The 18,494-nt window shown below is 69.9% G+C and carries 15 protein-coding genes; 8 read left to right on the forward strand and 7 right to left on the reverse strand.

The genetic code is table 11. The features are described 5' to 3' along the window. Positions 1 to 46 precede the first annotated feature (46 nt). Together metX and ABSL23_RS04305 are read right to left on the reverse strand one after the other, a co-directional pair. Positions 47 to 1,228, reverse strand: coding sequence for a homoserine O-acetyltransferase (metX, locus tag ABSL23_RS04300; RefSeq protein ID WP_353634846.1), 1,182 nt, complete (start codon positions 1,226 to 1,228; stop codon positions 47 to 49). Next, a complete protein-coding gene (locus ABSL23_RS04305; protein ID WP_353634847.1) occupies positions 1,228 to 2,511 on the reverse strand; it encodes an O-acetylhomoserine aminocarboxypropyltransferase/cysteine synthase family protein in 1,284 nt (427 codons plus the stop codon). The genes metX and ABSL23_RS04305 overlap by 1 nt, the downstream gene beginning before the upstream one ends. Positions 2,512 to 2,639: 128 nt before the next feature. Here ABSL23_RS04305 and ABSL23_RS04310 point away from each other — a divergent pair, with 128 nt between their 5' ends. Both ABSL23_RS04310 and ligA read left to right on the forward strand, forming a co-directional pair. Continuing rightward, positions 2,640 to 3,794, forward strand: a complete 1,155-nt coding sequence (locus tag ABSL23_RS04310) for an MFS transporter (RefSeq protein ID WP_353634848.1) — start codon at positions 2,640 to 2,642, stop codon at positions 3,792 to 3,794. 40 nt (positions 3,795 to 3,834) lie between these two features. Further along, entirely contained in the window at positions 3,835 to 5,970 is a 2,136-nt protein-coding gene (gene ligA, locus ABSL23_RS04315) for an NAD-dependent DNA ligase LigA (RefSeq protein WP_353634849.1), read from the forward strand. 78 nt (positions 5,971 to 6,048) lie between these two features. Here ligA and ABSL23_RS04320 read toward each other — a convergent pair whose 3' ends face one another. Beyond that, on the reverse strand, positions 6,049 to 6,792 hold the full coding sequence (locus ABSL23_RS04320; RefSeq protein WP_059057976.1) for a DNA polymerase sliding clamp: 744 nt from the start codon (positions 6,790 to 6,792) through the stop codon (positions 6,049 to 6,051). A 240-nt stretch (positions 6,793 to 7,032) separates the two neighbouring features. On the opposite strand from ABSL23_RS04320, the gene ABSL23_RS04325 reads away from it, so the two are divergent. Both ABSL23_RS04325 and ABSL23_RS04330 read left to right on the forward strand, forming a co-directional pair. Next, on the forward strand, positions 7,033 to 8,454 hold the full coding sequence (locus tag ABSL23_RS04325) for a DUF4382 domain-containing protein (RefSeq protein ID WP_353634850.1): 1,422 nt from the start codon (positions 7,033 to 7,035) through the stop codon (positions 8,452 to 8,454). Between the two features lie 117 nt (positions 8,455 to 8,571). Continuing rightward, the gene (locus tag ABSL23_RS04330) at positions 8,572 to 9,348 is read left to right on the forward strand and encodes a 23S rRNA (uridine(2552)-2'-O)-methyltransferase (protein ID WP_353634851.1); all 777 of its coding nucleotides are present in this window, start codon (positions 8,572 to 8,574) and stop codon (positions 9,346 to 9,348) included. Here the strand turns inward: ABSL23_RS04330 and ABSL23_RS04335 are convergent. The 3 genes from ABSL23_RS04335 to ABSL23_RS04345 are packed head-to-tail and all read right to left on the reverse strand — an operon-like array spanning position 9,345 to position 12,412. Next, positions 9,345 to 10,031: a queuosine precursor transporter gene (locus ABSL23_RS04335; protein ID WP_059057979.1), complete on the reverse strand. Its 687-nt coding sequence runs from the start codon at positions 10,029 to 10,031 to the stop codon at positions 9,345 to 9,347. The genes ABSL23_RS04330 and ABSL23_RS04335 overlap by 4 nt on opposite strands. Beyond that, positions 10,021 to 10,200 (reverse strand): type II toxin-antitoxin system ParD family antitoxin, encoded by a 180-nt coding sequence (locus tag ABSL23_RS04340; RefSeq protein WP_353634852.1) that lies wholly within the window; start codon positions 10,198 to 10,200, stop codon positions 10,021 to 10,023. Before ABSL23_RS04340 ends, ABSL23_RS04335 begins: the two co-directional genes overlap by 11 nt. Before the next feature lie 25 nt (positions 10,201 to 10,225). Then, positions 10,226 to 12,412, reverse strand: coding sequence for a twin-arginine translocase subunit TatC (locus ABSL23_RS04345; protein ID WP_353634853.1), 2,187 nt, complete (start codon positions 12,410 to 12,412; stop codon positions 10,226 to 10,228). 92 nt (positions 12,413 to 12,504) lie between these two features. Here ABSL23_RS04345 and ABSL23_RS04350 point away from each other — a divergent pair, with 92 nt between their 5' ends. The 3 genes from ABSL23_RS04350 (at position 12,505) to ABSL23_RS04360 (ending at position 17,191) form a co-directional block, all read left to right on the forward strand. Next, positions 12,505 to 13,659, forward strand: a complete 1,155-nt coding sequence (locus ABSL23_RS04350) for a twin-arginine translocase subunit TatC (RefSeq protein ID WP_353634854.1) — start codon at positions 12,505 to 12,507, stop codon at positions 13,657 to 13,659. A gap of 322 nt (positions 13,660 to 13,981) precedes the next feature. After that, on the forward strand, positions 13,982 to 15,979 hold the full coding sequence (locus ABSL23_RS04355) for an endonuclease MutS2 (protein WP_353634855.1): 1,998 nt from the start codon (positions 13,982 to 13,984) through the stop codon (positions 15,977 to 15,979). A gap of 87 nt (positions 15,980 to 16,066) precedes the next feature. Further along, on the forward strand, positions 16,067 to 17,191 hold the full coding sequence (locus ABSL23_RS04360; protein ID WP_353634856.1) for an ORC1-type DNA replication protein: 1,125 nt from the start codon (positions 16,067 to 16,069) through the stop codon (positions 17,189 to 17,191). Position 17,192: 1 nt separating this feature from the next. Here the strand turns inward: ABSL23_RS04360 and ABSL23_RS04365 are convergent, their stop codons facing one another. Next, a complete protein-coding gene (locus tag ABSL23_RS04365; protein ID WP_353634857.1) occupies positions 17,193 to 17,705 on the reverse strand; it encodes a hypothetical protein in 513 nt (170 codons plus the stop codon). Between the two features lie 110 nt (positions 17,706 to 17,815). On the opposite strand from ABSL23_RS04365, the gene rpiA reads away from it, so the two are divergent. Beyond that, on the forward strand, positions 17,816 to 18,490 hold the full coding sequence (rpiA, locus tag ABSL23_RS04370; protein WP_353634858.1) for a ribose-5-phosphate isomerase RpiA: 675 nt from the start codon (positions 17,816 to 17,818) through the stop codon (positions 18,488 to 18,490). Positions 18,491 to 18,494 lie beyond the last annotated feature (4 nt).

Here is an 18,494-nt window from a genome sequence, read left to right on the forward strand (position 1 = left end):
CCGGCGGTGACGCTCGCTCAGGCGTAAATTCGGTTCGAGAGGAGGTCTACCCCGAGAAGAGGCTGTTGTGGACGGGGGCGTACAGCGTCCGGCGGTCGTCGTCGTGGTCGACGGTGTCGGTGACGGCGCGGCCGGCGACGCCGTTCGCGAGGAAGTCCCGGACGGGCGGGCCGACGGACTCGGGTTCGACGAGGAACGCGTCGTGGCCGTGGTCGGACTCGACGACGTGGTGCGAGACCGGGACCTCCTGCTCGCGGAACGCCTGCGCGACGCCCTCGCTCTGGTCGACCGTGAAGTGCCAGTCGCCCGTGAACGACACGAGCAGGGCTTCGCCGGCGAACGCGCCGACGGCGCTGGCGTCCGAATCGTAGCCCTCCGCGAGGTCGTAGTCGTCCATCGCCCGCGTGAGGTAGAGGTAGCTGTTGGCGTCGAAGCGGTCGGTGAACTTCTCGGCCTGGTAGTCGAGGTACGACTCGACGTCCCGGTAGGGGAAGAACGCGCCCGCGTCGTCCACCGGAAACGCGTCGCTGCCGGCTTCCCGGCCGGCGGTGCGGCGGCCGAACTTCCGCTCCATGGAGTCCTTCGAGAGATACATCAGGTGGCCGAGCTGGCGCGCGAGCGCGAGTCCCTGCGTCGGGAACTCGCCGTCGTAGTAGTCGCCGCCGTTCCAGTTCGCGTCGCCGCGGATGGCCCGGCGCGCGACCGCGTTCAGCCCAAGACACTGCGCGTCTAGCCGGGGCGCGGCGGCGATGGCGGCGACGCGGCGGGCGTCGTCGGGGAAGCGCCGCGCCCAGTCGAGGGCGTTCATGCCGCCGACGCTACCGCCGAGAACGGCGTGCAGGCGGCCGACGCCGAGGTCGTCGAGCAGGCGGCGCTGGCTGCGCGTCCAGTCGCCGACCGTGACGGGTGGGAAGTCCGTGCCGTAGGGTTCGCCGTCCGGTCCCTCGCTGGCGGGGCCGTCGGTGCCGTAACACGACCCGGGGACGTTCGCGCAGACGACGTAGTACTCGTTCGTGTCGATGGCCTTCCCGGGACCGACGACGTCGTGCCACCAGCCCCGGCCCTGCCCGTCGCCGCGGCCGCGGACGTGCTGGCTACCCGTGAGCGCGTGACAGACGAGGACCGCGTTGTCGCCGGTGAACTCGCCGTACGTCTCGTAGGCGACGGTGAAGTCCTCGATGGTCTGCCCGCTCTCGAACTCGAACTCGTCGAAGGTGGTCGTGGGCATCAGTGCGCCTCCTCCAGCGCGCGGTCGAAGTCCGCGAGCACGTCCGCGGTGTCCTCGATGCCCACGGAGACGCGAATCATGTCGGGGCGGACGCCGGCGGCGCGCTGTTCGTCCTCGGAGAGCTGTGCGTGCGTGGTGCTGGCGGGGTGGATGACGAGCGTCTTCGCGTCCCCGACGTTCGCCGCGAACGACGCCAACTCGACGCCCTCGCAGACGGCCTTCGCGGCGTCGAAGCCGCCCTCGGGGCCGAACGTGAGCATCCCGCCGTACCCACTATCGAGGTACTCGCTGGCCTCGTCGTGCGTGGGGTGGTCGTCGTGGCCGGGGTAGGAGACCCACGCCACGTCGTCGTGGTCCGCGAGGAACTCCGCGAGCGCGGCGGCGTTCTCGCAGTGGCGGTCCATCCGCAGCGGAAGCGTCTCGACGCCCTGCATCGTCTGCCACGCGTCGAACGGCCCCTGTCCGGTGCCGGTAGCTCGCACCGCCCGCTGGCGGACGGCCGCGGCGAGCGCGCGGTCGCCGAAGCGCTCGGTGAAGTCGAAGCCGTACGCGGGGTTCTCGCCGGAGAGCTCGGGGAAGTCGGCGTCGGGGTGGTCCCACGGGAACGTGCCGCCGTCCACGACGACACCCCCCAGCGTCGTGCCCGCGCCGTGGAGCCACTTCGTCGTGGACTCCCAGACGATATCGGCGCCGTGCTCGATGGGGCGGCAGAGGTGCGGCGTGGCGAACGTGTTGTCCACGACGAGCGGGACGGCGTGGTCGTGGGCGATGTCCGCGATGGCCTCGAAGTCGGGCGTGACGAGCGACGGGTTCGCGATGGTCTCGACGTGGACGAACGCGGTGTCCTCGTCGATGGCGTCCTCGACGGCAGCGGGGTCGAGAGCGTCCACGGTCCGGGTGTCGATGCCGCGCTTGCCGGCGATGTGCGAGAAGTACGTGCCGGTGCCGCCGTACATGTCCTCGCTGGCGACGATGTTCCGGCCGGCCTCGGCGAGGACGGTGGTGATGCCGTCGATGGCGCCCATGCCGGCGTTCGTGGCGACGGCGCCGACGCCGCCTTCGAGGCTGGCGAGGCGGGCTTCGAGCGTCGAGACGGTGGGGTTGGAGATGCGCGAGTAGACGTCCGCCTCCGACTCTAAGGCGTACCTGTCGGCGGCGTCGTCGGCGTCGGGGAAGACGTACGACGTGGTCTGGTAGATGGGCGGGGCGCGCGCCCCTGTCTCGTCGGGGTCTTGGCCCGCGTGGACGCTGCGGGTGTGGCGCCCGCCGCTCGCGTCAGTCATGTATCGAAGTAATATAGCTCGAATAGAATATGCGTGGTAGTTACGGCAACGCTTGCCCGTGGTGGGGGAGTTCCAGTCGTCGCAGCCGATTCCGGCGCGTTCTTGGCGACGCAGCCGAAACGCCCGGTATGGTCCGACGCGAACGCGCAGCGCTCGCGGGCGTCGTGTTCGCGGTGCTGTTCGCGCAAGTCCTCCTCTACCCGGGTGCCGCCGACCTCGTCGCCGCGTTCGGCGCCGAGGACCCGGACACCGGGAGCCGGTGGTTCCTCGCCGCGGAGTTCGCCGCGTTCGTCGCGTTCGCCGGCGTCTGGGGCGTCGCCAGCGACCGCGCCGGCCGCCGCGTCCCGTTCATCGCCGCGGGCGCGCTCGGCGGGAGTCTCGGCTACGCCGCGCTCGCCGTCCTCGACGTCGACTTCGGCACCGTACTCGTCCTGCGTGCGGCGCAGGGCGCCGCCACCATCGGCGCGTTCTCGCTGGCGATGACGATGCTGATGGACCTCTCTGACGACCACGGCAAGGACATGGGCGCCGCCGGCATCGCCATCGGCTCCGGCACCGCGCTCGACGCGCCCGTCGGCGGCCGCCTCACCGAACTCGACCCGAAGCTCCCGCTGGTCGTCGGCAGCGTCGCGCTCGCGGTCGCCGGCGTCGCCGCGCTCCGCGTCCCCGACCGCGCGCCCGGCGGCCACGGCGAGTCGCTGCGCGCCGGCCTGCAGGTGCTGCGGAACCGCCCGACGCTGAGCGTCCCGTTCGCGTTCGGGTTCATCGACCGGTTCACCGCCGGCTTCTTCGCGCTCGTCGGGTCGCTGTACTTCCGGCAGGCGTTCGGCCTCGACGCCGGCGCGGTCGGCCTCACGCTCGCGCTGTTCTTCGCGCCGTTCGCGCTCCTCCAGTACCCGTTCGGCCGGCTCTCCGACCGCATCGGCCGCACCGTCCCCATCGCCGCCGGCTCCGCGACCTACGGCCTCGTCGTCGTCGGCATCGGGCTCGCGCCCCACGTCCGGCTCGCGCAGGGCGGGATGGTCGTCGTCGGCGTGCTCGGCGCGCTCATGTCCCCCGCGACGATGGCACTCGTCACCGACCTCGCGGGCGAGGACGAACGCGGCGTCAGCATGGGCGGGTTCAACGTCGCGGGCTCGCTGGGCTTCCTGACGGGGATCGTCGGCGGCGGCTGGGTCGCCGAGCAGTACGACTTCACCACCGCGTTCGTGCTCGCGGGCGGCGCCGAACTCCTGCTGGCGGCGCTCGCGCTCCCCGCGCTGCTGCGACTGGACGAAGCCTGACGCCCCAACTGCTTACACGCGGGGCCGCGTACGCCGCCACATGGCAGACGCGGACGCCCTCGAAGACGCGCCCGAGGACAACCCCTACGTCCGAGACCCCGACACCGACTTCGCGCCCGTCGAGGACCTCGCCGAGGACGACGCCGAAGAGCAAGTACAACTGCTCCGGGAGGCCGTCCGCTACCACGACTACCGCTACTACGTCCAGAACGACCCCGTCATCTCCGATTACGCCTACGACGAGCTGTTCGAGCGGCTCCAGCAGTTAGAGGACGCCTTCGACCTCCAGACCGAGGACAGCCCCACGCAGCGCGTCGGCGGCGAACCCGTCGAGGAACTGGGGACCGTCGAGCACGTCGCGCCGATGCTCTCCATCGACTCCAGCGGCGACGCGGCCGACGTCCGGGAGTTCGCCGCCCGCGTCGAGCGCGAGGTCGGTGAGACGGACTTCGTCTGCGAGCCGAAGTTCGACGGGCTCTCCGTGGAAGTCGTCTACGAGGAGGGACAGTACGTGCGCGCCGCCACGCGCGGCGACGGCAAGACCGGCGAGGACGTCACGGAGAACGTCCGCACCATCGAGAGCGTCCCCCAGCGCCTGCGCGGAGACCCGCCGGACTTCCTCGCAGTGCGCGGCGAGGTGTACATCCCGCGGGAGGCGTTCCAAGAGTACAACGCCGAGCGCGTCGAGCGCGGCGAGGAGCCGTTCGCGAATCCCCGGAACGCCGCCGCCGGGACGCTGCGCCAACTCGACCCGAGCGTCACCGCCGAACGCCCCCTCGACTGCTTCTTCTACGACGTATTGGCTGCGGGAAAGAGCGAGGCAGACGTGGATGCGGACGCCTCGCGCGGCGGCCTCGACGCCGGCTTCGACACGCACTGGGCGGAACACGAGGCGCTCCCCGACTGGGGATTGAAGGTCAACGAGCGCACCGAACTCGCCGACGACGTCGAGGAAGCCATCGCGTTCCGCGACGACCTCGCGGCCGTGCGCGAGGACCTGAACTACGAAATCGACGGCGTCGTGCTCAAAGTCGACGACCGCCGGGCGTGCGTGGACCTCGGGGTCACGTCCCGCCACTACCGATGGGCGTACGCGTACAAGTTCCCACCACGCGCGGAAGTCACGACAATCCGGGACGTCGTCGTGCAGGTCGGCCGGACAGGCCGGCTAACGCCGGTCGCGCTACTCGAACCCGTCGAAGTCGGGGGCGTCACGGTCTCGCGCGCGAGCCTCCACAACCAAGCCGAAATCGCGGAGAAGGGCGTGGGCATCGGCGACGACGTGCGCGTCGAGCGCGCCGGCGACGTGATTCCGTACGTCGACGAAGTGGTCGAATCCCACAGCGAGGGGCACTTCCAGATGCCGGAGGAGTGCCCGCGCTGCGGGAGCGACGTGGAGTACGACGGCCCCATCGCGTACTGCACGGGCGGGCTGGCGTGTCCCGCGCAGTTGGTGCGCGCGGTCGGCTACTTCGCGGACGTCCTCGACGTCGAGGGCATCGGCGAGGCGGCCGCCCAGCAGTTCGTCGAGGAAGGGCTCGTCGAGGACGACGTCGCGGACCTCTACGAGCTCGCGGAGGCGGACCTCGCGGAACTGGAGGGGTGGGGCGAGCGGAGCGCGCAGAACTTGCTCGTGGAGCTGGACGCCGCGCGCCACCCGCCGCTGGGCGAGTTTCTCGCGGCCATCGGCATCCCCGAGGTCGGGCCGACGGTCGCCCGCGCCCTCGCGGAGCACTTCGGGACGCTGGACGCGCTACTTTCCGCCGACGAACGCGACATCCGTGAGGTCGAGGGCGTCGGCGAGGTGGTCGCCGGACACGTCCGGGAGTTCCTCGACAACGAGCGCAACCGCCGCGTCATCGAGCGCCTCCGCGACGAGGACCGCCTCGGCGAACCCGAATCCCCCGAAGAGACCGGCGGCGACGAACTGGAGGGGCTCACCGTCGTCTTCACGGGGAGCGTCGAGGGGTGGACGCGCGACGACCTCCAGGACCTCGTGGTGCGCCACGGCGGCGACGCGCCCTCCTCGGTGTCCGGGAACACCGACTACCTCGTCGTCGGCGAGAACCCCGGCACGAGCAAGCGCGAGAGCGCCGACGAGCACGACGTCCCCGAACTCTCGCCCGGGGAGTTCTTCGAGCTACTGGACGAGCGCGGCGTGGACGCGGACCGATAGGCGTCGCCGTCGAGCGGAGCGTGACCCGCCGCGTCGCGTCGCGGTCGGAGCGCAGAAACGAGTCGTGGGGAACAGACGCTAGTCGCTCTGAATCCGGGGCGCGAGCATGTAGGTGACGTGGCCCTGCGCCTCCGCGATGTCGAAGTGAATCTTGACGGGGTACTCGTCGCCGAGTTCGAGTTCGACCTCCGCGTCCTTCGGGATGGCCTTGTTCATGTCCTTGAGGTAGTCGAGGCTGAACAGGCTGTGGGCGTCGCCCGCTTCGAGGTCGATGAGGTCGTCGCGGGTGAGTTCGAGGTGGACGTCGTCGGTGTCGCCCTCCGCGTCGACGTAGAACAGTTCGTCGGCGGCGTCGACGCCGAGCGCGATGTGGTCCGAGACCATGTCCGCGGCGCGCACCGAGCGGTCGATGTCCGCGCCCTCGATGACGACGTTCGCGGAGAGGTCCAGGTCCGGGATGTCCGGCTCCTGTCGGATGGAGTCGGGGTCGATGAGCGCGAGCGTGTACTCCAGCCCGTCGATCTGGATGTGGAGCTTGCGGGTCTCCTCGTCGAGTTCCAGCTGGACGAGCTGGTCGGTGTCGGCCATCCCGGCGATGTCTTCGAGCCGGGAGAGGTTGACGCCGATGATGCCGCCGTCGGCTTCGTAGGACTCGAACGCGGCCGCCCCGAGGTCGAGGTCGACCATGCCGACGTTCGCGGGGTCGACAGCGCGGATGGAGAGGCCGTCTTCGTCGAGGTGGATCTTGCATTCGTCCACCAGCACGCTCACGGAGTCAAGCGTTTCCCGGAGCGTGTCGGCGCTCACAATCGCCTTGAACATATGCGAACTGCTACGCAATCAGGGACTAAAAAGCCCCACGTTCCGCGTGCGCGCGTGAATCGCGGGACGGCAACGGGGTCGCCGCGAGCCGGCGGCGCTCGGCGGCCGGGTCGCGAGCGCGGCCGGCGCGCCGCGGCGAGCGGCCGTCGTTAACCCGGGTTAATCCGGGTTAATCCGGCGGTTGACCGGGTTCACGGCTTGGTCCCTTTAGGTGCGTGTGGCCCGTGGGGTCGAACGCACATGAGACGCACCGCAGCCAGCCTCCTCGTCGCAGTGCTCGTGGTGCTCGCCGGATGCGCCGGCGGCATCGCGGGCCCGAACGGGGAACAGACGGCCGACAGCGAGAACGGGACCGTCCAGTTCTACGTGAGCGACGAACAGAACGCCATCAGCCAGTTCGAGCACCTGAACGTGACCGTGACGAGCGTCGGGTTCGCGCAGACCGCGGCGGCGAACGCGTCCGGTGACGCCGACGTCGAGTCCGAGAGCGAGAACGGGCTCGCGGTCAGCGTCGTCGGGAACGTGACCGCCGGCGAGAACGCCACCGTGCTCGTGACCTACGACGGCGAGCCCGTCGAGAACGCCACCGTCGAAGTCGGCGACAGCGAGGCGACGGTGACGACCGACGCCAACGGCACCGCGACCGTGCAGGTGCCCGCCGACGCCGAGGAGTTCGGCCCCTCGGTCAGCACCGACGAGGACAGCGAGTACGGCGAAGCCGAAGCCGAACTGGAGATCGAGTTCGACGAGGACGGCGAGGGCGACACCGAGTGGGTCGAGCGGGACGTCGACTCGCGGGTCGTCGACCTGACCGAGTTGCAGGGCGCGAACGCGACCCTACTCGGGAACATAAGCGTCCCCGCGGGCGAGTACGAGAAGGTGTTCGTGCACGTCGGCGAGGTCGAAGGGACGCTGAAGACCGGCGAGCAGGTGAACGTGAAGCTCCCGAGTCAGAAGCTCCATCTCAACGAGGACTTCACCGTGAACGCCAGCGGTGACGTGGAGTTCGTCTTCGACATCACGGTGTTCGAGGCGGGCAACAGCGGGAAGTTCATCTTGAAGCCGGTCGCCAGCGAGTCCGGCACCGACGTCCCCATCGAGCGCGTGGACGACGAGGCCGAACTCGAAGCGAACTTCGTCGGGAACGTGACCGCCGGCGAGAACGCCACCGTGCAGGTCACACAGGACGGCGAGCCCGTCGAGAACGCCACCGTCGAAGCCGGCGACGTGACGGTGACGACCGACGCCAACGGCACCGCCTCGGTGAGCGTGCCCGCGGACGCCGAGGAGTTCGAACTCGAAGCCTCGACGAGCGAGGACAGCGCGTACGGCGAAACCGAGGCTGAACTGGAGTTCGAACTCGGAGAGTCCGAAGGTGACGACGACAGCGACGACGCCGACAGCGAGGTCGAACTCGGCGCGGTCCTCGACGGCAGTCTCGCGCCCGGCGAGAACGCCAGCGTCCTCGTGACCGACGGCGACGGCGACCCCGTCGAGGACGCCGAGGTCGCCGTGGACGGCGAGGTCGTCGGCGAGACGAACGCGGACGGCGAACTGACGTTCGCGGTGCCCGAGGACGCGAGCCTCGACACCGAGGTGACGGTGACCGCGGACGGCGAGACGATTACGCTGGACTCGACGACGGCCGCGTCGGCGAGCTAACGGTCGGCTGCCGCGAGCGACTGCGGGCGGCTCTCCTGCGGTTTTTCGCGCCGACGTCGCGTAGCGTCCACAGCGACGTGGTTTTCAGTCCGGCCGCCCTACTTCTGGTAACTAACCATGGGGAACGGGAAAGACCACTACTACAACAAGTCCAAGCAGGAGGGCTACCGGACGCGGGCGGCGTACAAGCTCCAGCAGATAGACGACGAGTTCGACGTCCTGTTCGGCGGCGCGACGGTCGTGGACCTCGGCGCGGCGCCGGGCGGCTGGCTGCAGGTCGCCGCCGAGGAGACCGGCGCGCGCGGGAAGGTCGTCGGCGTGGACTTCCAGCGCATCGACGAGATAGAGGACGTAGATGCGGGCGTCCAGACCATCAAGGGCGACATGACCGAGGAAGACACCCGCGAGGACATCGAGCGCGCCGCGCCGGGCGGCGTCAACGTCGTCATCTCGGACATGGCGCCGAACATGACCGGCGAGTACAACCTCGACCACGCGCGCTCCGTCCACCTCGCGCGGATGGCCCTCGAGACGGCGAAAGAGCTGCTCAACGACGGCGGGCACTTCGTCGCGAAGGTCTTCGACGGGCAGGACTTCCAGGACTACCTCGCGGACGTCGAGGAGGAGTTCGCGTTCACGCGGACGTACACCCCGGACGCCTCCCGGGACTCCTCCTCGGAGCTGTACGTGGTCGCGAAGAACCGCGTGAACGCGCCAATCGAGAAAGGCGACACCATCGAGGTCGAAATCGTCAACGAGGGCGACGAGGGCGACGGCGTCGCGAAGGTCGAGGGGTACACGCTGTTCGTGTCGGACGCCGGCGAGGGCGAGACTATCGAGGTCGAGGTGACGGACGTGAAGCCGAACTTCGGGTTCGCCGAGCGCCGCGACTAGCGGTCCGCGAGCAACCGCCGGACGCCGTAGACGAACGGCGTGTCCGCGACGGCGATGGCGAGCTTGAGGGCGTACTGGCCGACGATGAGCGAGAGAATCTGTTCCTGCCCGTAGACCGGCCCGACGCCGAGCACCTGCGGCGCCGCCCAGAACGCGACGGTGACGAAGATGACGGTGTCGATGATTTGGCTGGTGGCCGTGGAGCCGACGTTGCGCAGCCAGAGGTAGGCGCCGTCGGTGCGCTCGCGGATGGCGTGGAACGCGAGCACGTCCCAGTTCTGACTGATTACGTACGCCAGCAGGCTGCCCGCGACGACGTTCGCGCTCGACCAGAGGACGCCCGCGAACTCCGACTGGCCGACGCCGGAGAACGGCGCGATGGGCGCCTCGATAGTGGTGTAGACGAGCGCGAGCATCACGAGCGTCATCGCGAACCCGACGTTCACCAGCACCTGCGCCGCGCGGCGGCCGTACAGCTCGGAGTAGCAGTCCGACGCGAAGAAGGTCAGCGCGTACGCCAGCGCCGCCCCCGGCATCACCAGCGACGACCCCGTGACCGGCAGCGAGAACGGAATCTGGAACAACAGCAGCTTCGACGCGGTGAGCTGGGCGGTCACCAGCGCGGTGACGAACAGGCCGACGAGCGCGACCTGCCCGGCGACGAGGCGGTCCTCACTCCGCATCGTCGTCGAGCCTCCCGTGGCGTTCGTCGATTTCGTCGAGGATGTCGAGGTTCTTCCGGACGGACGCGCGGACGGCGTCGCTGCGGTTCACGTACTTGCCGTCGTCGCCGACGTGGTCGTCGAGGTCCGCCAACAGCTCCTCGGGAATCTCGACGCTTATCTTGGGCATACCGCGAGAATACCGCGGGAATATCTTAAGCCGTTCGTGTCGAGGCGCTCCCGCCGCGGCGCCCGCCCAGCGTCACGACGGCGAGGATGGCGAGCCCGACGAGGTACATGACGGCGATGGGCAACGCGACGAGCAGCATCGTGTAGAGGCTGTCGGGCGTGACGAGCGCGCTGAACGCGAACGCGCTGATGACCGGGACGCGCCAGCGCCGCCGCATCGTCTCGTAGGAGACGATGCCGCCGGCGTGGAACAGCACCATCGTCACCGGGATGTCCACGAGGATGCCGATGCCCACGGTCAGCAGGAACACCATCCACGCGAACGTGCTGACGGTGAAGCTGATTATCATCTCGGCTTCGAGCGCGTCGTAGACGAGGAACGAGATGACCTCGGGCGCGACGAACGAGTACCCGAGGTAGCTCCCGACCGCGAGGCCACCGACGATTCCGCCGGCCCAGACGGCGATGACGCGGCGGTCGCCGGTCACCCAGCCGCGGTCCGAGAGCGCGGGCCACACGTAGTAGACGATGACGGGGAGCGTACCGATGGCGGCCAGCACGACGGAAATCTTCACCTGGAAGACGAGCGCCTCGACGGGGTGGAGCGTGATGGGCCACTCGCCGCCGGTCGCCAGCGGCCGGACGTCCGCCGGGATGCGCGCGATGAAGTTGTCCCGGAGCTCCCGGAAGCCGCCGTAGTAGAGCCACCCGAAGATGCCGACCATCAGCGCCATGAACGTCCCGACGATGCGGAACGCCCGCGAGCGCAGGGTGTCGAAGACGAACCGGATGTCGTAGTAGTAGCCGCCGATGTCGTCCTCCGTGGTCTCCTCCTCGGTGAACGCGTCCATCATCCCCGCGGCCGTGCTCTGGACGGTGTTCGATTCCTCCTCCTCGGCGGCCTGCTCCTCGACTGCCTCCTCGTCGAGGTCGGCGTGGACTTCGTCGAAGCGGTCGAGGACCGCCTGGGCCTTCTCGTCGTCGCCGGCTTCGAGCGCGCGGTCGGCCGTCGAGAGCGCCTCGTCCTCGGTCAGCGACGCGAACGCCTCCGGCGGCGCCGCCAGCACGCCATCGGCGTCGAGTTCGTCGAGGTCGATGTCGCCGGGGTTCTCGGGCTGGCCGAGCCGGGACCGGGCGACCTGCTGGGCGGCGCGGTCGATGGCGACGTACGTGTAGTACAGCCCCGCCGCGACGAGCGCGAGAACCGCGAACGCCGCGCCCAACAGCAGGTAGCCGGTCGCGGGGTCGACGCCGAGCGCGTCGCTGACGGTCGGCACGCGCACCTGCGACCCGATGAACTCCAGGAAGCCGTTGAAGGCTGCGACGCCGCCGTACTGGCCAGCCGCGTAGCCCGCGGCGAACCCGAGGACGCCGACGCCGAGCACGCGGTTCCAGCGCTCGCGGAACACGCCCCGGACGTCGACGTGCTCGCGGCCGCGCTTCATCGTCACGACGATCTTCGCGCAGTACAGCGACAGCCCGTACAGCATGATGAGCGGGGACGCCCACAGAATCTGGGTGAACGGGTCCGGCGGCGAGAAGAACGCGCCGAACGCGAAGATGCCGACGACCGCGTACTTCCACTTGTCGCGGAACGTCTCGTAGGGGATGATGCCGGAGTACGAGAACGCCGACACCGCCAGCGGGAGCTGGGCCGCCAGCGCGAACGAGAGCGCGAGGAAGAGGATGAACTCCGTCCACTTCACGATGGAGTACTTCGGCGCCAGGCCCGCGCCGACGGCGTTGCCCGCGAGGAAGTCGAACATCAGCGGGAAGAACAGGAAGTAGGCGTACGCGACGCCCGCGGACGCCAGCCCGATGCAGATGAGGACGACGGCCGCGACGTTGACCCGGGAGACGGAGACGTCGGGGATGATTTCGCGCTCCACGAGCGGGTCGCGGGCGTGGTAGAGGAGAACGGGAATCGCGCACGCGGCCCCGGCGAACAGCCCGATTTTCACCTGCATCAGGATGACGTCGAACGGCGTCTGCGCGATGACGTTCGCGGTGTCCACGAGGAGGTCGTTCTCGAACTTCGGCCAGACGTACAGCCGCATCGCCATGATGCCGCCGACGAGCCCGACAACGAACGCGATGAAGACGTGCTGGAGCTTCGACTGGGCCGTGCGAAGCATCACGCCGAGGGTCTGCCGGCCGGACTCGATGGTGCGGGCCGTACTGGGGTCTATCGGGCCCGAGCCGGAGCTACTCATTGGGTCGGGCTAACCCACTCGTAATTATCAATCTTCCCGTCCGCGCCCAAAAGAAAGCCTATAACGCCCCCGTCGCCAAAGCACGGACACGAATGGCCGAGGAACCGGACGGCGGGCGCGACCGCAACCACGACTGGGAGGGGCTCGCGCCAGCCGTCCGTCCCGCCGACGGCGCGGACCGCGGGCGCGAGTGGGACGACCTCACGCCCGCAGTCCGCCGGGTCGACGACGCCGCCGGCACCGCGGGCCCGCGGGTCACCCGGGACGACGAGTGGCGCGACCTCACGCCCGCCGTCGAGCGCGTCGAGCCCGACGACGGCGACGAGTGGGACTGGGACGAGGACGCCATCGCCGCCGCCGGCGGGAGCGCCGACCCCGCCTCCGGCGGCGAACCCGAACTGCTCGCCGACGAGGAGCACCAGGCCGACGAACCCGACGAGGACGCCGCCCTCGACCCCCGCGAGAACTCCGTCGTCGACGCCGAAGAGAACCCGGCGCCGCCGGACGACGGCATCGGCCTCGACGCGCCCGAGTCCGACGTCGAGGAGCCGCTGGCCGTCCACGTCGAGGAGATGGTCAAGCGGCTCGCCATCGTCATCGCCATCGCCGCGCTCGTCAGCGTCGCCGTCTTCCCGCTCACCGAGGGGCTCATCACCACCATCTGGAACTACGTCCTCCCCGGCGGCGAGGCCGTAGACCCCCGCGTCTACCAGCCCCTCGAACTCGTCATCACGCAAGTGAAAGTCGCGAGCCTCGCGGGCCTGGTCATCGCGTTGCCCGTGTTCGTCTACGAGTCGTACGCGTTCATGCGCCCCGGCCTCTACAAGCACGAGCGCCGCTACTACCTCGCCGCCGTCCCCACCAGCCTCGTCCTCGCCGTGCTCGGCGTCCTGTTCGCGTACCTGCTCGTGCTCCCGTACACGATGGACTACTTCCAGGGCTACACCGAGGGGACGGCGGACGTCGCGTTCGCGCTCGGCTCCACGTTCAACCTCATCCTCATGGTGATGGGCTACCTCGCGGTGGTGTTCCAGATTCCACTCTTTATGATGCTCGCCATCATGCTCGGCGTCACCACCCGCCAGTGGCTCGAAGACCGCCGCCTCCTCTTCTGGGCGGCGTTCGCCGGCATCTCGTTCACGTTCGGCGCCATCGACCCGACTGGTGTCGTCCCCATCATCGTCGCGCTCACCATGATTGCGCTCTTCGAAGGGACGCTCGCGCTGCTGCGGTGGACCGGAAATTAGCACACACTCGCACTTTTTCCAGCGCTCGGCGCGCTTCGCGCGCCGTCGCTTGCAAAAACTTGCGGAAAAAGCACTCCTCCTTCGGTCCGCTTCGCGTCCCTCAGTCGTCGGCCTCCACTCGTTCGCTTCGCTCACTCGTGGAGTGAACCGCTCGCGCCTCGCGGCTCACGGGTCGCTGCGCTCCCCGTTCGCGCTCGGTGAACCGCTCGCCTCGGGTCTTTCAGACCGCTCGGCTCGCGGATGCTGGTCGGCTGTGGTTCCGTTAGGAACATCCGCGATTCGCGTAAGACCTTATTACGTGTGAGCCACGTACCCCACGGCGATGGAGTTAGAGGCGATTCCGGGCGTGGGCGCGAAGACCGCGGAGTCGCTGCGGTCGCTCGACGACCCCGAAGACGCACTACAGCGTGGGGACGTGGCGGCGGTCGCGCGGGCACCGGGGGTCACTGACGGGCGGGCCGCGCGCATCGTCCGCGGCGCGATTCGCGCGCGCCACGACGACCCCGGCGGGTTCCTGGCGACGGACCGCGCCGGCGAGGTGTACGAGCGCGTGCTCGCGCTGCTGCAGGAGCGCGCGGTGACCGACTACGCGAGCCAGCGCCTGCGGACGTTCTACCCGAGCGCCGCCGAGTCCCGCATCGCGGAGGTCAACGAGTTCGCGGAGGCGGCGATGGAACGCGACCCCGACCCCGAAGTGTTGGACGCGCTGGACGGCGTCGCGCCGCTGTCGCGCGCGGAGGGGCTGGCGGTCCGGGACCGGTGTCTCGCGACGACCGACGCGGAGACGTACAGCGCCGCGCAGGACGCGTTCCCCGAGCTGTCCGTGGAGGTCGTCGAGGACGCACGCGGACTCGCGGACCTCGCGCGCGGCTACTCGACGGTCGTGGCGCTCGACGAGGCGTTCACGGGCGTCGAAGTGGACGGCGACGTGCGCGTGGAGCCCGACGCCTTGGAGCGTCCAGAGGAGGTCGTTCCCGAGCGCGTGCTTTCCTTCTTCGCGACGAACCGCGACCGCATCCGCGCCGCGGTCGCCGTCCACGAGGCCGCAGGACTGGAAACGGACGTGGACCTCGACGAGTTGGACGCGGCGCTCGCACAACTGGACTCGGAGGGGTCGGTCGCGGGCGACGACGAACTCGACCGGCTCTCGACGGCGGTGGACGACCTCGACACGGCCGTCTCGACCGCCGAGTCCGTCGCGAACGACCACCTCCGAGAGGTCATCCAGGAGCAGGACGTCACCATCGAGGGGTCGGACCTCCTGAGCCTCGTGGAGCGCGGCGCGGGCGTGGACAGCCTGCTCTCGCGGGAGCTCGCCGACGAGTACGCCGAGGCGGTGGACGCCGCGCGCGACCACCTCGTGGACGCGCTGGCGTTGCGCGACGGGGAAGCCAGCATCGCCGAGCAGGCGTTCGGGGACTCGCCGACGTTCCCCGTCGACCACGACCCGGAGGCGGTCTCGCGACTGCGCGAGGAACTCACCGCGGCGCGGGACCGGCGGAGCGCCGAGCGCAAGCGCGAGCTGGCGGCGACGCTGGCGGACCTCCGGGAGCCGACGCGCGGGCTCGTGGAGCGCGCGCTCGAACTGGACGTGGAGCTGGCGGTCGCGCGGTTCGCCGACGACTTCGACTGCGTGCTCGCCGAGCGCGGCGGCCGCGGGTTCGCCATCGAGGGCGGGCGCTCGCCGATTCTGGACGTCGCCTTCGAGGACGTCGAGCCCGTGGATTACGGCGTGGACGGCGTGGCGCTCCTGTCGGGCGTGAACTCCGGCGGGAAGACGAGCACGCTCGACCTCGTGGCGGTCGTGGTCGTGCTCGCGCACATGGGCCTCCCGGTGCCCGCCGAGTCCGCAAGAGTACCCGAGGTGGAGGAACTGCACTACTACGCGAAGTCACAGGGGACGCTTGACGCGGGCGCGTTCGAGGCGACGCTCCGGGACTTCGCAGGGCTCACCGAGGGCGCGGCGCGCAAGCTCGTGCTCGTGGACGAACTGGAGTCCATCACGGAGCCGGGGGCCTCGGCGAAAATCGTCGCGGGCATCCTCGAAGAACTCCACGAAGCCGGCGCCTCCGGCGTGTTCGTCTCCCACCTTGCGGGCGAGATTCGCGACCAGTGCGGGTTCGACGTGACCGTGGACGGCATCCGCGCGCGGGGGCTGGAGGACGGCGAACTGGTCGTCGAGCGCTCCCCCGTGAAAGACCACCTCGCGCGCTCAACCCCGGAACTCATCGTGGAGAAGTTAGCGACCGAGGGCGACGGGACGGGCGGCGACGGCGCGTCCGCGGGGTCGTTCTACGACCGACTGCTCGGGAAGTTCTGAGCGGAATCCGCTGGTTCGCGGGTTCTCGGCGGCGAACGCCGGTTCTGTGGCGAAGGGTTAAGTGGTTGCCCGAGCGTGGTGAAAGTGATGGACGACGACCCCGAGGAGGGGATGCTGGGGTGGGACGAGTCCGTGTTCCGGGACGAACACGTCCTCGAAATCGACTACGTCCCGGAGGTCTTCCAGCACCGCGAGTCCCAGCTCCAGACGCTGCAGTACGCGCTCCGCCCCGCGGTACGGGGCAACCGCCCGCTGAACGTGATGGTGCGGGGGCCGCCGGGCACCGGGAAGACGACCGCGGTCCAGAAGCTGTTCGGGGAGCTGGGCGGCCAGCACGGCGTCCGCACGGTGCGCGTGAACTGCCAGGTGGACTCCACGCGGTACGCGGTGTTCTCCCGCATCTTCGAGGAGATTTTCGACTACGAGCCGCCCTCCTCGGGGATTTCATTCAAGAAGCTGTTCGGGCAGGTCGCCGAGCGCATCGCCGACGACGAGGAGGTGCTGGTGGTGGCCCTCGACGACGTGAACTACCTCTTCTACGAGGACGAGGCCTCTGACACGCTGTACTCGCTGCTGCGCGCCCACGAGACCCACTCGGGCGCGAAGGTCGGCGTCATCGTGGTGTCCTCGGACCTCGACTTGGACGTCATCGAGAACCTCGACGGCCGCGTGCAGTCGGTGTTCCGGCCGGAGGAGGCGTACTTCGCGTCCTACGACCGCGGCGAAATCACGGACATCCTCCGGGACCGCGTCGAGGTCGGCTTCCGGGAGGACGCGGTGCCGACGACGGTGCTGGACCGCGTCGCCGAACTCACGGACGAGGCCGGCGACCTGCGCGTGGGCATCGACTTGCTGCGGCGCGCGGGCCTGCACGCCGAGTCGCGCGCCAGCACCACCGTCGAACTGGAGGACGTGGAGGCCGTCTCCGAGAAAGCCAAGAACATCCACCTCTCGCGGAGCCTGCGCGCGCTCTCGGAGACGGAGCGGACGCTCGTGGAGACGGTCGCGGACTGCGACGGCGAGCAGGCCGGCGACGTCTACGACGCGTTCAACGACCGCACCGACCTCGGGTACACGCGGTACACGGAGATCGTGAACAAGCTCGACAAGCTCGGGCTCATCGACGCCGAGTACGAGCAGCTCGACGGCCGCGGGCGCTCGCGGACGCTGCGGCTCACCCACGACCCCGAGGCCGTCAAGGAGCGGCTGTAGCTCAGTTCTCGACCGACCGCACGCCGTCGAACAGCCCGGCGAGCCGGTCCAGTTCGCGCTCGTCGTGCGCCGCGGGGTCGGCGTGCACGTGGACGGTGCCGCCGGCGGCGCGCACGCGACCGCACAGCACCTGCAGGAAGCGGTAGGCGCGCTCCGTGTCGGCGTACTGGAGCAGCGTCGTCAGTGAGTCCACGCAGACGGCGGGCTCGGCGTCGTCCGGTAGGTCGCCGAGGCGCTCGGAGACCGCGATGCCGAGGCCAGTGAGGTCACCGGGGTCGGCGACGGCGTTCGCGGCGTCGCCGTTGGGTTCGGCGGTGACGAAGCACGTCGGCGGGAGGGCACCGTCGCGGGCGGCCCGCCAGTCGTCGGGCGGCCGGCGGAGCGAGACGACGAGCGCGGCGTCCGCGGCGGCGACCCGCTGGGTGCAGACGCGCGCGTCGTCCCCGGAGAGCCCCGGTGCGAGCACGAGCATCGCGGGCGCGTCGCGTGAGTCGGCGAGGGTGGCGTCGCTCATGTGCGGTCGTCTCCCCTCGACTCCCGTAGTTATCCGCCGCTTACCGGAGTTCAGGCACCGGTTGCGGTCGGTGCGTGGGTTTTTCCTCGGGGGTGGTCCACGGTACGGGTATGAAGAACTCGGGCGGCGGCGACGCGGCGAAGCGGCGCGCGGGCGAGGCGGCGGCCGACGAGGTCGAGGACGGGATGGTCGTCGGGCTCGGCACCGGGAGCACGGCGGCGCACGCGATTCGCGCTATCGGCGAGCGCGGCCTCGACGTGGCGGGCGTGGCGACGTCCTATCAGTCGCGACAGCTCGCCATCGACGCGGGGATTCCGCTGACGACGCTGGAGGAGGCGTCGGTGGACCTCGCCATCGACGGCGCCGACCAGGTCGCGGGCGCGGACCTCGTGAAGGGCGGCGGCGCGGCGCACGCCCGCGAGAAGTACGTGGACGCCAGCGCGGACCGCTTCGTCGTGGTCGCGGACCCCTCGAAGGAAGTGGACGCGTTGGACTACCCAGTTCCAGTCGAAGTGCTGCCGGACGCGCGACCGGTCGTCGCCGAGCGCGTGCGCGCCCTCGGCGGGGAGCCGGAACTGCGGGCCGCCGAACGCAAGGACGGCCCCGTGGTGACGGACAACGGCAACCTCGTGCTGGACTGCGAGTTCGGCCGACTCGACGACCCCGAGGAGGTGGCGGCGGGGCTGTCGGAACTCCCGGGCGTCGTCGAACACGGGCTGTTCGTCGGGCTGGCCGACGCTGTCTACGTGGGGACCGAGGACGGCGTACGGGTGACGGACGCGTAGCTAC

Source organism: Halobacterium sp. NMX12-1 (genome assembly GCF_040435975.1).
GTDB classification, from domain to species: domain Archaea; phylum Halobacteriota; class Halobacteria; order Halobacteriales; family Halobacteriaceae; genus Halobacterium; species Halobacterium hubeiense.

Excerpts from the sequence above, each read along its gene's own strand:
- ABSL23_RS04365 (WP_353634857.1), bottom strand. The coding sequence starts at position 17,705 with ATGAGCGACGCCACCCTCGCCGACTCACGCGACGCGCCCGCGATGCTC.
- ABSL23_RS04310 (WP_353634848.1), top strand. The coding sequence starts at position 2,640 with ATGGTCCGACGCGAACGCGCAGCGCTCGCGGGCGTCGTGTTCGCGGTG.
- ABSL23_RS04355 (WP_353634855.1), top strand. The coding sequence starts at position 13,982 with ATGGAGTTAGAGGCGATTCCGGGCGTGGGCGCGAAGACCGCGGAGTCG.
- ABSL23_RS04320 (WP_059057976.1), bottom strand. The coding sequence starts at position 6,792 with ATGTTCAAGGCGATTGTGAGCGCCGACACGCTCCGGGAAACGCTTGAC.
- ABSL23_RS04345 (WP_353634853.1), bottom strand. The coding sequence starts at position 12,412 with ATGAGTAGCTCCGGCTCGGGCCCGATAGACCCCAGTACGGCCCGCACC.
- ABSL23_RS04325 (WP_353634850.1), top strand. The coding sequence starts at position 7,033 with ATGAGACGCACCGCAGCCAGCCTCCTCGTCGCAGTGCTCGTGGTGCTC.
- ABSL23_RS04330 (WP_353634851.1), top strand. The coding sequence starts at position 8,572 with ATGGGGAACGGGAAAGACCACTACTACAACAAGTCCAAGCAGGAGGGC.
- metX (WP_353634846.1), bottom strand. The coding sequence starts at position 1,228 with ATGCCCACGACCACCTTCGACGAGTTCGAGTTCGAGAGCGGGCAGACC.
- ABSL23_RS04305 (WP_353634847.1), bottom strand. The coding sequence starts at position 2,511 with ATGACTGACGCGAGCGGCGGGCGCCACACCCGCAGCGTCCACGCGGGC.
- ABSL23_RS04360 (WP_353634856.1), top strand. The coding sequence starts at position 16,067 with ATGGACGACGACCCCGAGGAGGGGATGCTGGGGTGGGACGAGTCCGTG.
- ligA (WP_353634849.1), top strand. The coding sequence starts at position 3,835 with ATGGCAGACGCGGACGCCCTCGAAGACGCGCCCGAGGACAACCCCTAC.
- ABSL23_RS04350 (WP_353634854.1), top strand. The coding sequence starts at position 12,505 with ATGGCCGAGGAACCGGACGGCGGGCGCGACCGCAACCACGACTGGGAG.
- ABSL23_RS04335 (WP_059057979.1), bottom strand. The coding sequence starts at position 10,031 with ATGCGGAGTGAGGACCGCCTCGTCGCCGGGCAGGTCGCGCTCGTCGGC.
- rpiA (WP_353634858.1), top strand. The coding sequence starts at position 17,816 with ATGAAGAACTCGGGCGGCGGCGACGCGGCGAAGCGGCGCGCGGGCGAG.
- ABSL23_RS04340 (WP_353634852.1), bottom strand. The coding sequence starts at position 10,200 with ATGCCCAAGATAAGCGTCGAGATTCCCGAGGAGCTGTTGGCGGACCTC.